Source organism: Pseudomonas sp. 2(2015) (genome assembly GCF_000955865.1).
Lineage (GTDB): Bacteria > Pseudomonadota > Gammaproteobacteria > Pseudomonadales > Pseudomonadaceae > Aquipseudomonas.
This window is the reverse complement of record NZ_JYOF01000010.1, coordinates 61,783-75,002: the sequence shown is the minus strand read 5'-3', so window position 1 is coordinate 75,002 and position 13,220 is coordinate 61,783. Positions and strand designations below refer to the sequence as shown.

General features: G+C 62.8%; 11 protein-coding genes. 4 read left to right on the top strand and 7 right to left on the bottom strand.

The genetic code is table 11. The annotated features are described in order from the left end of the window. Positions 1 to 125 precede the first annotated feature (125 nt). Positions 126 to 1,655 carry a catalase gene (locus tag UB48_RS14170; RefSeq protein WP_045198070.1) on the top strand — a complete coding sequence of 510 codons (1,530 nt, stop codon included), beginning with the start codon at positions 126 to 128 and terminating at the stop codon, positions 1,653 to 1,655. Here UB48_RS14170 and UB48_RS14165 read toward each other — a convergent pair. After that, positions 1,624 to 2,655, bottom strand: a complete 1,032-nt coding sequence (locus UB48_RS14165; RefSeq protein ID WP_045198069.1) for an AraC family transcriptional regulator — start codon at positions 2,653 to 2,655, stop codon at positions 1,624 to 1,626. The two genes, UB48_RS14170 and UB48_RS14165, sit on opposite strands and share 32 nt — an antisense overlap. A gap of 170 nt (positions 2,656 to 2,825) precedes the next feature. Here UB48_RS14165 and UB48_RS14160 point away from each other — a divergent pair, with 170 nt between their 5' ends. The 3 genes from UB48_RS14160 to UB48_RS14150 are packed head-to-tail and all read left to right on the top strand — an operon-like array spanning position 2,826 to position 5,478. Continuing rightward, positions 2,826 to 4,010, top strand: coding sequence for an acetyl-CoA C-acyltransferase family protein (locus UB48_RS14160; protein ID WP_045198067.1), 1,185 nt, complete (start codon positions 2,826 to 2,828; stop codon positions 4,008 to 4,010). A gap of 14 nt (positions 4,011 to 4,024) precedes the next feature. Then, complete coding sequence (locus UB48_RS14155; RefSeq protein WP_045198065.1) at positions 4,025 to 4,873, top strand: 3-hydroxybutyryl-CoA dehydrogenase; 849 nt, start codon at positions 4,025 to 4,027, stop codon at positions 4,871 to 4,873. 11 nt (positions 4,874 to 4,884) lie between these two features. Continuing rightward, a complete protein-coding gene (locus tag UB48_RS14150) occupies positions 4,885 to 5,478 on the top strand; it encodes a TetR/AcrR family transcriptional regulator (RefSeq protein WP_045198063.1) in 594 nt (197 codons plus the stop codon). A gap of 1 nt (position 5,479) precedes the next feature. On the opposite strand, the gene UB48_RS14145 is transcribed toward UB48_RS14150, so the two are convergent. The 6 genes from UB48_RS14145 to UB48_RS14120 form a co-directional block, all read right to left on the bottom strand. Continuing rightward, a complete protein-coding gene (locus tag UB48_RS14145; protein ID WP_045198061.1) occupies positions 5,480 to 6,106 on the bottom strand; it encodes a DUF2931 family protein in 627 nt (208 codons plus the stop codon). 380 nt (positions 6,107 to 6,486) lie between these two features. After that, positions 6,487 to 6,864 (bottom strand): response regulator, encoded by a 378-nt coding sequence (locus UB48_RS14140; protein WP_045198059.1) that lies wholly within the window; start codon positions 6,862 to 6,864, stop codon positions 6,487 to 6,489. A gap of 53 nt (positions 6,865 to 6,917) precedes the next feature. Then, positions 6,918 to 8,144 carry a hybrid sensor histidine kinase/response regulator gene (locus UB48_RS14135; protein WP_045198057.1) on the bottom strand — a complete coding sequence of 409 codons (1,227 nt, stop codon included), beginning with the start codon at positions 8,142 to 8,144 and terminating at the stop codon, positions 6,918 to 6,920. Then, positions 8,138 to 8,713, bottom strand: a complete 576-nt coding sequence (locus UB48_RS14130; RefSeq protein ID WP_045198054.1) for a chemotaxis protein CheB — start codon at positions 8,711 to 8,713, stop codon at positions 8,138 to 8,140. The genes UB48_RS14135 and UB48_RS14130 overlap by 7 nt, the downstream gene beginning before the upstream one ends. Continuing rightward, the gene (locus UB48_RS14125; RefSeq protein ID WP_045198052.1) at positions 8,710 to 9,531 is read right to left on the bottom strand and encodes a protein-glutamate O-methyltransferase CheR; all 822 of its coding nucleotides are present in this window, start codon (positions 9,529 to 9,531) and stop codon (positions 8,710 to 8,712) included. The genes UB48_RS14130 and UB48_RS14125 overlap by 4 nt, the downstream gene beginning before the upstream one ends. Next, positions 9,528 to 13,019, bottom strand: a complete 3,492-nt coding sequence (locus UB48_RS14120) for a response regulator (RefSeq protein WP_045198050.1) — start codon at positions 13,017 to 13,019, stop codon at positions 9,528 to 9,530. Before UB48_RS14120 ends, UB48_RS14125 begins: the two co-directional genes overlap by 4 nt. Between the last annotated feature and the right edge of the window lie 201 nt (positions 13,020 to 13,220).

Genomic DNA, 13,220 nt, shown 5'->3' with positions numbered 1-13,220 from the left:
GGGACCGGTGCAGAGTCACCCAGCAGTTCCGGAGAAGTCCGACACTGCTTGAAGAAAGCCCATCTGGGGCTGTTGTCCTGCCGTTTCTATCATCGGCTGCTCTAACCCATGACAGGACAGTCACCATGAGCACCCGACGTTTTTCAGGCTTTACGCTGGGCGTATTCGCCTCGGCCGTATTGATTGCCAGCACGGCATTCGCCGCCCCGCTAACTCGCGACAATGGCGCCCCGGTGGGCGACAACCAAAACTCGCAGACCGCTGGCAGTACCGGCCCCACCCTGCTGCAGGACGTGCAGTTGATCCAGAAGCTGCAGCGTTTTGATCGCGAGCGGGTGCCTGAGCGTGTGGTGCATGCCCGCGGTACCGGTGCCCATGGCGAGTTCACCGCCAGCGCCGATATTTCCGCACTGACCCAGGCCAAGGTATTTACCCCGGGGGAGCGAACCCCGGTGTTCGTGCGCTTCTCCTCGGTGGTGCACGGCCTTCATTCCCCGGAAACCCTGCGCGACCCGCGCGGCTTTGCCACACGTTTCTACACCACTGATGGCAACTGGGACCTGGTCGGCAATAACTTCCCGACCTTCTTCATTCGTGATGCCATCAAGTTCCCGGACATGGTTCACGCCTTCAAGCCCGACCCGCGCACCAACCTTGGCAACGACGCGCGCCGCTTCGACCTGCTCTCGCACATGCCCGAAGCCACCCGCACCCTGACGTTGCTCTACTCCAACGAAGGCACGCCGCTGAGCTACCGGCACATGGATGGCAACAGCGTGCATGCCTACAAGTTCGTCAACCGCGACGGCGAAATCACCTACGTGAAGTTTCGCTGGAAAACCCTGCAAGGGCAGAAAAACCTGACCCCTGGCGAAGTGGCCAAGATTCAGGGGCATGATTTCAGCCACATGACCAACGACCTGGTCAATTCGATCAATCGTGGTGATCATCCGAAGTGGGACCTGTACATCCAGACGCTCAAGCCCGAGCAGCTCGCCGGTTTTGACTTCGACCCACTGGACCCGACCAAGATCTGGCCAGATGTGCCTGAGCAAAAAGTCGGGCAGATGGTGCTCAATCGCAACGTCAGCAACTTCTTCCAGGAAACCGAACAGGTGGCCCTGGCGCCGTCCAACCTGGTGCCGGGCATCGAGCCCTCGGAGGACCGCCTGCTGCAAGGCCGGCTGTTCTCCTATGCCGACACCCAGATGTACCGGGTCGGCGCCAATGCCGCCGGTTTGCCAATCAATCAGCCCAGGGTCAGGATCAATAACGCCAATCAGGATGGTGCCCTCAACAGCGCGCGTAGTGTCAGCGGGGTCAACTACGAGCCCAGCCGCCTGATGCCACGCCCCCCGACCGAGTCGGCACGTTACAGCCAGCAACCCTTGAGCGGCAGCACCCAGCAGCAAGGCATCGAGCGTCAGCAGAACTTCAAGCAGGCCGGCGAGCTGTTCCGCTCCTATAGCGCCAACGACCGCCGCGACCTGATCAATAGCTTCGGTGGCTCATTGGCCAGCAGCGACGACGAAAGCAAGCACCTCATCCTCGCGTACCTGTACAAGGCCGACCCTGCCTATGGCAAGGGCGTGGCCAAGGTTGCCGGTGGCGACCTGGTCAGGGTCAAGCAACTGGCGGCGCAGCTGCGGGACTGAGCATGCGCTGGCGGTAACTGCCCGGGCTTTCGCCGGTCCACTTCTTGAACGCCCGGTGGAACGCACTGGGCTCCTGGAAGCCGGTATGCTCGGCGACTTCGGCAATACTCAGGTGCGTCTGGCGCAGGCACTCGAAAGCCATGGCCCGACGCACTTCGTCCTTGATCTGCTGGTACGAACGGCCTTCGCGCTCCAACTGGCGGCGAAAGCTGCTGGGGCTCAGGCCCTGGCGTTCGGCCATGGCCAACAGGGTCGGCCACTGGCCGTATTGGCGAGCGCGCAGGTAACGGTACACCTGGGCCACCTGGCCATTCTGGTTGCGGTAGCGAATCACCAGCCACTGCGGTGCGCTGCGCAGGAAGGTCTTCAGCGCCGCCAGGTCCTGGACCACCGGCAAGCGCAGGTAATCGGCGGCAAACTCGATCTCGGTACGGCCACCGCCCATCTGCACGTTGGCGCCCCACAGCAACGGGTCATCGTCCTGGGCCGGGCGTGTGTCGGCCAGCGCCGTTCGATCGATGACCACGCGTCGCCCGACCAGCCAGCACGCCAGGCTGATCACCAGGGCGAGAAAGGTTTCCTCGGCGTAGACCCGGGTCAGCGGATCTTCGATGCCAGTGCGCAGGCTGATCACTGCGCGCCCACCCTTGATCGTCAACTGCCCGCGGATATCACGCAGGAACAACGCAAAGTTGTTCAGGCACTGGCGCAGCGCCCTTTCCAGGTTCGGTTCCTGGATCAGCCCGCGGCAGATCAGGGCAAAGCTGCCCAACGGCATGCCATGGCTGTCGAGGTTGAAGAATTCGTCATCAAGGGTTTCGATCAGCAGCAACCACAGGCGTGCAAACGCGGGCGCCGGCACCCGTGCACCAGGCGCTTGGAGCACCACCGGGTCGATTCCGGCTTCGACCAGCAGCGCCGCCGCCCGCGCCGGTTGCGCGCGCAGGGCATGGAGCATGGTATGGACGAAATAGACGGCGACTGTATCGTTTTCCCGCATGGCGGATTCCGCAAGGGTGTGGCAAAAAATACCAGTGTCACTGGACAGTTATGGCATAGGCCCGTACGCAGGCTTTGCCTAGACTCGAAGCCAACCTGAAGGTGGCTGCGGGCAGCATTCTGGCAGACGCCGGGCCTGCCCCGCCACGCTTTCGCACACTGGAGTCGATCATGAATACCCCGGACATCTATGTAGTCAGCGCAGTACGCTCGGCCATCGGCAGCTTCGGCGGCGCCCTCAAGGACCTGCCACTGGCGGACCTGGCCAGCAGCGTGACCCGTGCCGCCATCGAACGTGCAGGCGTTGCCCCCGAGCAGATTGGCCATGTGGTCATGGGCAACGTGATTCCGACCGAGGCGCGCGACGCCTACCTGGCGCGGGTAGCGGCCATGAACGCCGGCATTCCCAAGGAAACCCCGGCGTTCAACGTCAACCGCCTGTGTGGCTCGGGCCTGCAGGCCATTGTCTCGGCAGCGCAAAGCCTGCTGCTGGGCGACGCTGAAGCAGTGGTCGCCGCCGGTGCCGAATCCATGAGCCGCGGCCCTTACCTGCTCCCGCAAGCCCGTTGGGGCGCGCGCATGGGTGACCTGCAGGGCATCGACTATATGCTCGGCATCCTTCACGACCCGTTCGCCGGTTTTCATATGGGTATCACCGCGGAAAACGTCGCCGAACGCAATGGCATCACCCGCCAGATGCAGGACGAACTGGCCCTGACCAGCCAGCGCCGCGCCGCCCGCGCCATCGCCGAGGGCCGCTTCGCCAGCCAGATCGTGCCGATCGAGATCCCCAGCCGCAAAGGCCCGGTGCGTTTCGAGGTGGATGAACATGTGCGCGGCGAAGTCACCGCAGAGCAACTGGCCGGCATGAAGGCCGTGTTCAAGAAGGACGGTACGGTCACCGCCGGTAATGCCAGCGGCCTGAACGACGGCGCCGGCGCCCTGGTGCTGGCCACAGGTGACTTCGTCAAGCGCCACAACCTGCAGCCGCTGGCGCGCCTGGTGGCCTACGCACACGCCGGCGTCGAGCCGGAGCTGATGGGCCTGGGCCCGGTACCGGCGACCCGCAAGGTACTCGACAAGGCCGGCCTGAGCGTTGCCGACCTCGACGTGATCGAATCCAACGAAGCCTTTGCCGCCCAGGCCTGCGCGGTTGCCGGTGAACTGGGCTTCGACCCGGAAAAGGTCAACCCCAACGGCTCGGGCATCTCCCTCGGCCATCCGGTCGGCGCCACCGGGGCGATCATCGCCACCAAGGCCATTCATGAACTGCAGCGCATCCAGGGCCGCTACGCCCTGGCAACCATGTGCATCGGCGGCGGCCAGGGTATCGCCATCGTCTTCGAACGCGTCTGAGCAAGGATTTAAAAGTGAGTATTCAGAACATTGCAGTGATTGGCGCCGGCACCATGGGCAATGGCATTGCCCAGGTCTGTGCGGTTGCCGGTTACCAGGTCACCTTGATCGACGTTTCCGACGCCGCCCTGGAGCGCGGCCTGGCCACCCTGCGCAAGAACCTCGAGCGCCAGGTCAGCAAGCAGACCCTGGCCGCCGAAGATGCCGAAGCCGCCGTGGCACGCATCCGCACCAGCACCGACTACGCGCAACTGCAACAGGCCGAACTGGTGATCGAGGCGGCCACCGAGAACCTCGAGCTCAAGCTGCGCATCCTCAAGCAGATCGCCGCCAGCGTCAGCGAGCAGTGCGTGATCGCCACCAACACCTCGTCGCTGTCGATCACCCAGTTGGGCGCGGCGGTCAGCCAGCCGGAGCGCTTTGTTGGCGTGCACTTCTTCAACCCGGTGCCGATGATGGCCCTGGTCGAGATCATCCGCGGCCTGCAAACCAGTGACGCCACTTACGCCAAGGCCCTGGCCCTGACCGAAAAGGTCGGCAAGACCCCGATCAGCGCCGGCAATCGCCCCGGCTTTGTGGTCAACCGCATCCTGGTGCCAATGATCAACGAGGCGATCTTCGTGCTCCAGGAAGGTCTGGCCAGCGCCGAAGACATCGACACCGGCATGCGCCTTGGCTGCAACCAGCCGATCGGCCCGCTGGCCCTGGCCGACCTGATCGGCCTCGACACCCTGCTGGCGATCATCGAAGCCTTCCACGAAGGTTACAACGACAGCAAGTACCGCCCTGCTCCGCTGCTCAAGGAAATGGTTGCCGCCGGCTACCTGGGGCGTAAAAGCGGTCGCGGCTTTTTCACCTACTAGGGAGCCCTGCCATGGACGCCGCTTTGCGTTGTGCGAACTTTGAAGAGCGGCGTGACAAGGCCCTGGAGCTGTTCGCCGAGAAGGGTTTCGGCCAGGTCAGCATGCGCGAACTGGCCGCCCACCTGGGCCTGACCGCAGGTTCCTTGTACCACCACTTCCCGAGCAAGCAGCACTTGCTGTTCGACCTCATCGAGGAGTTGTTCGAGGAGCTGCTGGCCACCCTTAACCCGGGGCGGCGCAGCCAGCAGCAGACCCTGGGCGAGGTGATTGCCGCGCACTGGAGCCTGCATGCCGAGCGGCCGCTGCAGTTTCGCCTGGCCGAGCGTGACCTGTGCTGTTTGAGTGTCGAGCAGCAAGCGCGCATCGGCCAACTGCGTCAACAGTATGAAAGCGCCCTGCTGCGCCTGCTGGCGCCCAAGGCAACTCTGCACGGCAAGGCACTGCAAGCCACCGCCCATGTCATCGCCAACCTGCTCAACAGCCTGCCCGGCTGGCTGCAAGCCTCGCAACTGCCCCAGGCCCAGGGCCTGGCGCTGATGGAAAGCATGCTGCTGGGCGGAATCGAGCGGACCCTGCGCGGTGAAAGCCTGAACTCGATGGCCTGACTTACCAGGCGCCATAGGGGATACCGTGGGCGTCGATGTAGGCTTGGGATTCGGGTTCCAGGGGTAGGTAGCCGTCCTCCGATGGCACGCTGCGACCGAACGCGCGGGTGACCTGGATGCGGTCCAGACACACACCCCGTAGCCAGGCCTGGGCGATGCCGCCTGGGGCCAGGCCGATGGTAAGGTAGTTGCGGTACTGAGGAACCACTTTGCCGTCCAATCGGCAATAGACCCTTTCCGCTGTCAACATGGTGTTACGAGCGGATTGCGGTATCTCGACGACCACGTCATAGGTTTTCATTTCAGCCAGCGACTGCCATCGAACACGAATCATCTTGGGCAGATCACTGCCGCTTATGTATTTGCCCGAGCCGACACCGGTACGTTCAGACCAGCCGTCTTCAGGCCTGTGCGAAAAGTCCATCCTGGCGCCGCCGCCCATGACCCTCCAGAACCCCCGATCGCGAATGTCCAGTACGTCGGCGGCCTCGATCCAGACGGCCATATGGGTGGGTGCTACAAAACCCAGGTACCAGGCGTCATACGGCAGGCTGGATACACCTCGCTTGGCACAGCCGGTCAAAATCAAAAAAACACAAAGTAGCGCGGTTCGAAGCCCTCTATTCATTGGGGTATACGCTACGTTCGCCGCTGTCATTAGGCCGATGGATAAACATCACATCAGCACTGTCGCTGATGGGATAGCCTGCGGGATTCCAATGGGCCGACAAGTGAATGTACTTGGTCCGAAGTAACTTCTCTTCCTCCCAGACAAGTTCAGGGCTGCTGGTTTCACCTAGGGCATAGGCCATCAACTTGCGTGTTATCCCCTGTTTGCGCAGCCATTGCGTACTTCACCACCGGTGCTGGTGGCGTCTCCCTTGCGAACAATAAAGCGCATGCGCCGACTCCCTGTGGCGACTTACAAGGGTGCTATCGGACGCTTTTTTACTCGGCGGGGAATATCAGCCACCCATGCTGGATGGCGTGGGAAGAGTCAGCAGGCTCCTAGCGCAATTGCTCCTGAATCTGCTCGCGCAAGCTGTTCAGGTCGAACGGCTTGGCCAGGATCGGCGCCTTGAAGGCGATCGGGCTGCCTGATTCGCGAATTTCCGCCGGGTAGCCACTGATGAAGATCACCTTCAGGTCCGGGCGCATCTTCACCGCAGGTTCGGCGATCTGCACCCCGGTGATTCCTCCCGGCAAACGAAAATCGGTGACGATCAGGTCCAGGTGCGGCTTGCTCGCGAGAATCTTGAAAGCTTGCTCACCGTTCTCCGCCACCAGCACGTGGTATCCCTCGCCCTTGAGGTAGTCCTGGAGAATCATGCGAATCACTGGCTCGTCTTCGACCACCAGTACTACGTCTTGCGCATCTTCACTCATGCCAATGCCTTGTTCGATAAAATATTCAGCTGTTTGGCTATACGACCCCGGCCTCAGGCAGAGGTTGCCTGGTGCCGGTCATTTTCCCGCAGCGATTGCGGCAGCGGCAGACGCACGGTAAAGGTCGCGCCCGCACCCTCAATGCTGTGCACGCTGATGCTGCCGCCATGGGCCAGCACAATCTGCTCGGAGATATACAGGCCAAGGCCCAGGCCGGCGCTGCTCTGGCTGGAGGCAACCCGCTCGAACTGCTGGAAAATCCGCTGCTGGTTGTGCTCGCTGATGCCGATGCCGTGGTCGCGCACTTCGACGCAGGCCATGCCGCCTTCCTCGAAGGTGCGCACCTGCACCGGGCTTTTCGCCCCATAGCGCAGGGCGTTGGTCAGCAGATTGGCGACCACCTGCTCGATGCGAAACTCGTCCCATACGCCGGCCAGCGGCACGCCGGCGTTGAACTCGATATGCGACTCGGCAGCTGCGGCCTGGGCCTGGAAGTTCTCGATCAAGCCGCCGACCAGTTGCCCGAGGTCGAACTGGCTTGGGCGGATCGACAGCTTGCCAGTGCGGATCCGCGACACGTCGAGCATGTCTTCGATCAAGCGGATCAGGCTGTTGATCTGCCGCTCGTCGCGCTCGACCATGGCGCGCATCTTGTCCAGGGTAAAGGCATCGGCGTTGTCCTTGGCCAGGTGCAGCTTGCGCAACTGGGTTTCCAGAATCAGGCCGTTGAGCGGCGTGCGCACCTCATGGGAGACGATCGACATGAAGTCATCGCGCATGCGCACCGCGTGCTCAAGCTCCCGGCGGGTCACCTGCAACTGGGCCAGCAGCAGTTCCTGCTCTTCGCGGCTGCGCTCCAGGGCTTCCAGTTGCTGGCCGAGGGCCTTGCGCTGGCGGAACAGGTCGACGAACACCGCCACCTTGCTTTTCACCGCCAGGCTGTCCAGCGGCTTGTGCAGGAAGTCCACCGCGCCGCTTTCATAACCTTTGAAGGCATAATTCATTTCGCGCCCGGCGGCGCTGACAAAGACGATGGGGATGTTCTTGGTCTTCTCGGTGCCGCGCATCAGTTCGGCCAGCTCGAAGCCGTTCATGCCGGGCATCTGCACGTCAAGAATGGCCAGGGCGAATTCGTGCTCGAGCAGCAGCGCCAGGGCCTGGTCGGCGGACTGGGCCTGGTGCACTTCGCGGTCTTCGCCTTTGATCAACGCCTCCAGGGCCAGGAGGTTCTCCGGCAGGTCGTCGACGATCAGCAGTTTTGCTTGTATGTGCCTTAGCATTCTGGGGCTTCCAGGCTGGCGAGCAGTTGCCCGATGCCATTCAAAGGGAGTATGTAGTCGGGCCGATGCAGGGCCAGCGCCGCACGCGGCATGGTCGACACTTGCGCTTCAAGCGGGTCCTGGACAATGGTCCGGCCGCCTTGGCGCTTGATGCTGGCAAGGCCGCGGGCACCGTCCTCGTTGGCACCGGTCAGCAGCACGCCAAGCAGGCTCGCGCCGTAGGCATCGGCGGCCGACTCGAAAAGAAAATCAATTGAAGGCCGGGAAAAATGCACGCGCTCTTCCTGGCTCAACGACAGGCTGTGGTCGCGCTCCACCGACAGGTGATAACCGGGTCCGGCCACATAAATGGTGCCGGGGGCGATGTCTTCCTTGTCGCGCGCTTCGCGCACCGGGCGCTTGAGCCTGCGGGCAAGGACCTCGGCCAGGTGGCTGCGCCGGTCATCCGGCAAGTGCAGCACGCACAGCAGCGGAATGCGAAACGCCGGCGGCAAGGCATGAAACACCGTGAGCAAGGCGCTGACGCCGCCCGCCGAAGCGCCCAGGGTAATCGCCTGAACGCCATTCATGATTTGCGGTAGATCCGTTCGGGCTTGACCAGCGCCTCGAACTTGTCGGCATAGGCCGAAAAGTCCAGGGTTTCCTTGCTGCCCAGCACCAGGAAGCCGCGATGGCACAATGACTCGTGAAACAGGCCAAACGCGCGGTCCTGCAGGGTCTTGTTGAAGTAGATCAGCACGTTGCGGCAGGAGATCAACTGGGTTTCGGAGAACACGCTGTCGGTGGCCAGACTGTGGTCGGCGAAGGTCACGTTGTCGCGCAGGCTGCTGTCGACGATGGCGTTGCCATAGGCCGAGGTGTAGTAGTCGCTGAGCTCACCGCGCCCGCCGGCTTTGCGGTAGTTGTCACCGTACAGGCGCATGTTGTGCATGCTGTAGATGCCCTGCTTGGCCTTCTCCAGGGAGCTGGGGTTGATGTCGGTGGCATAGATGATGGTGCGCTCCAGCAAGCCTTCTTCACGCAGCAGGATGGCCATCGAATAGACCTCCTCGCCGGTGCTGCAACCGGCGATCCAGATCTTGATCGACGGCCAGGTACGCAGCAGCGGCACCACTTCCTGGCGCACTGCCAGAAAGTGCTCGGGGTCGCGGAACATCTCGCTGACCGGGATGGTCAGGAACTGCAGCAACTGCATGAACATGCCCGGGTCGTGCAGCACCCGCTCCTGCAGGGCCGAGACGGTCTTGCAGTCGAACTGGCGCAATGCGTGCTGGATCCGGCGCTTGATCGAGGCGCCGGAGTAATCGCGAAAGTCATAGCTGTACTTGAGGTAGATCGCCTCGATCAGCAGCCGTATTTCAATGTCGGTGTTGCGTTCGATACTCAAATTCGCTCCAGTTGCGGCAGCCAGACACGGATCAGCGAGAACAACCGGTCAAGGTCGATGGGCTTGGCCAGGTAGTCATTGGCCCCGGCCTGCAGGCAACGCTCCTGGTCATCCTTCATCGCCTTGGCGGTGACGGCGATGATCGGCAGTTTGCGCCAGCGCGGGTCCTTGCGGATCAGGCGGGTGGCTTCGTAGCCGTCCATCTCCGGCATCATCACGTCCATCAGCACCAGGTCGATGTCCTCGTGCTGCTCCAGGCGCTCGATGGCTTCGCGGCCATTGCGCCCGATCTCGACAATCGCGCCCTTGTGTTCCAGGGCACTGGTCAGGGCAAAGATATTGCGCACATCGTCATCCACCAGCAGCAGCTTGCGGCCCTCGAAGACCTTGTCGCGGCTGCGCGCGGTCTTGAGCATGCGCTGTCTTTCATGGGACAGCTTGGATTCGACTTTGTGCAGAAAAAGCGTCACTTCATCGAGCAGCCGCTCGGGCGAGCGCGCGCCCTTGATGATGATCGAGCGCGAGTACTTGAGCAGGTCGGCTTCTTCTTCGCGGGTCAGGTTGCGCCCGGTGTAGACGATCACCGGCGGGAACGCGCGGATGTCGTCGTCGGACATGCGCTTGAGCAGCTCATTGCCGAGCATGTCCGGCAGCTTGAGGTCGATGATCATGCAGTCGTAGATATTCTCGCGCAGCAGGTCCAGGGCCTGCTGGGCCATGCCCACCGCGGTGATCTCGATGTCTTCGTCGCCGATCAGGCGGGCAATGCTTTCGCGCTGCAGGTCATCGTCCTCGACCAGCAGGATGTGCTTGAGCTTCTGGGTCAGCTTGGCTTCCAGGCGCGCGAACACCTGCTTGAGTTCTTCGCGGGTGGCAGGTTTGACCGCGTAGCCGATGGCGCCCATGTGCAGCGCCGCCTCGACCCGGTCCTCGACCGAGATCACATGCACCGGAATGTGCCGGGTGCTGGCCTGCTCTTTAAGGCGCTGCAGCACGGTGAGACCGGAATGGTCCGGCAGGCGCATGTCCAGCAGCACCGCATCGGGAATGAAGCTCGCCGCCAGTTCAAAGCCCTCGTCGGCAGCCTGGGCCACCAGGCAGCTGTAGCCCAGTTCGTGGGCCAGGTCGAAGAGGATACGGGCAAAATTCGGCTCGTCTTCGATCACCAGGATCAAGCGGTTGCTGAACGGCGCCTTGTCGCGGTCGTCGGCAAAGCTCGGCGCCGGGCGTGCTAGCGGCGCAGGCGCAACGGGTGCGGGCAACGGCGCGCTGACCAGGCGCGCTGGCTGATGAACGATCTGCACCGGGCTCTGATCGACAATCGGCTCGTAGCGCTCCGGCAGGACCAGGCTGAACACACTGCCCTGGCCCAGGCTGCTGTCGACACTGATCTGCCCGCCCAGCAACTGCGCCAGGTCACGCGAGATCGACAGGCCCAGGCCGGTGCCGCCATACCGGCGGTTGGTGGTGCCATCGGCCTGGTGGAAGGCTTCGAAGATGCTCTGCTGCTGGTCGGCGGCGATGCCGATGCCGCTGTCGCGCACCGAGAAAACAATGCCGGCGCCGGGCTGCCAGCCGATAGTGAGGCTGACTTCGCCGCGTTCGGTGAACTTCACCGCGTTGGACAACAGGTTCTTGAGGATCTGCTCCAGGCGCTGGCGATCGGTGTACAGGGTCGCCGGCACCTGCGGCTCGACCGACACCGTGAAGCTCAGCTGCTTTTCGCTGGCCAGCGGCTCGAACAAGTTGCGCAGGCCTTCGCTCAGGCGCGCCACGTGGGTGGTTTCCGGGCGCACTTCAAGCTTGCCGGCCTCGACCTTGGCGATGTCGAGAATATCGTTGATCAGGTTGAGCAGGTCGTTGCCCGCCGAGTAGATCGACTCGGCAAACTTGACCTGCTCGCCGGTGAGGTTCTCTTCGCCGTTCTCGGCCAGCAGCTTGGCCAGGATCAGCGAGCTGTTGAGCGGCGTGCGCAGCTCGTGGGACATGTTGGCGAGGAACTCGGACTTGTACTTGCTCGAGCGCTGCAGCTCTTCGGCGCGCTCCTGCAGCTCGACCTGGGCCTGGTTCAGTTCACCGTTCTTGCGGTCCAGCACATCGCGCTGCTCGGCCAGGGCTTCGGTGCGCTCGGCCAGTTGCTCGTTGGTCTGCTCAAGCTCGGCCTGCTGGGTTTCCAGGTGCGCCTGGGACTCCTTGAGTACCCGCGATTGCTCTTCGAGCTCTTCGTTGGCGGTTTTCAGCTCTTCCTGCTGCACCTGCAGCTCTTCGTTGAGCTGCTGGGTTTCGGCCAGCACTTCCTGCAGGCGCTGGCGGTAGCGGGCGCTCTCGATCGAAGTGCCCATGTTGCCGGCCACCAGCTCGAGGAATTCGATGTCGCGTTCATCCAGGCTGCGCAAGAAGCCCAGTTCGACCACGCCGTTGATCTGCCCGTCGTTGCTGGTCGGCATCACCAGCACGCTGCGCGGCAAGCCCTGGCCCAGGCCGCTGCTGACCTTGAAGTAGTCAGCCGGCAGCTCGTCCAGGCGCAACAGGCGCTCCTGCATCACCGCCTGGGCCAGGATGCCTTCGTGGCTGGCGACCCGTTGCTCTTGCCCGGCCTGCTCGGCCGACATGCCGTAAGTGGCCACCCGGCGCAGGCCGCCGTGCTCGTCGCGGGCGTACATGGCGCCGACAGCACTGCCCAGGTAACCGGCAAAAAAGCGCAGGATGTTGTTGCCGAGCATCGGCAGGGTCAGTTGCCCCAATACCTGGCCGGCCAGCTCGGTCTGCCCGGTACGCAGCCAGGCCTGGCGTTCCAGGCGCTGGTTGGCCCGTTGCTGCGACTCAAGGCTGCTGGCGTAGCTGCCCGACAGCGCCAGCAGGTCGCGGCGCCCCAGGTAGGCCAGCAGGCCGCTGAGCAGGATGACAAACACCAGGTATGCCGAAATCGATACGATGGTGGTGGTATTCACCGTGTCGTTACGGGCCACCCGTAACTGATGCTCCATGGCAATGAACGCGTCGAATTCCTTGCGGATTTCGTCGGTCAGGCGCTTGCCCCGTCCGGAGCCGACGGCCTCGCGGAAATTACCGTTGTCGCGGCGCAGGCTGATCATGTTTGCGGCGAAGGTGTTCCACTCATCCTGCAGGCCCAGCAGGCGCTGCAGGCGGTCAACCTGCTGCGGGTTGTCGGCCACCAGTTGTTCCAGGCCCTTGATGCCGGCAATCACCTGCGGCTTGGCCACCTCATAGGGGTCGAGAAAGCGCTCCTCGCCGGTGATCAGGAAGCCGCGCATGCCGGTTTCCATGTCGATCGACAGTTTCACCGTCTCGTTGGCGTTGTTGATCACCCGGTCGGTGTGTTCGACCCATTGAATGGCCGACAGCAGGTAGCTGATGATCGTCACGAACACCACCGCACTGAGCAGCCCTACCCCCAGAGGCAGGCCGATGTTGCGGGTCAGCAGCTTGCGAAAGCTGCGCTGATCGATTGAGGCTGGTTGAATCATCTCAAGACGCCCGAGCTAAGGAAGCAAACGAAAGAGTGTGGCGGATTTTTCGAGTAATCGTTCTATTTTCCGCGGGAACGGCCATTCTGCCAGCCTTCCCTACTCCGAGTCTAAACGCCTTTGGCCATTCTGGCAGGGCATTTAGCCAGCATTTGAGAGGTCTCGCGCGCAAACGTTCCCTGCTTTTTCAATGACCGCTAT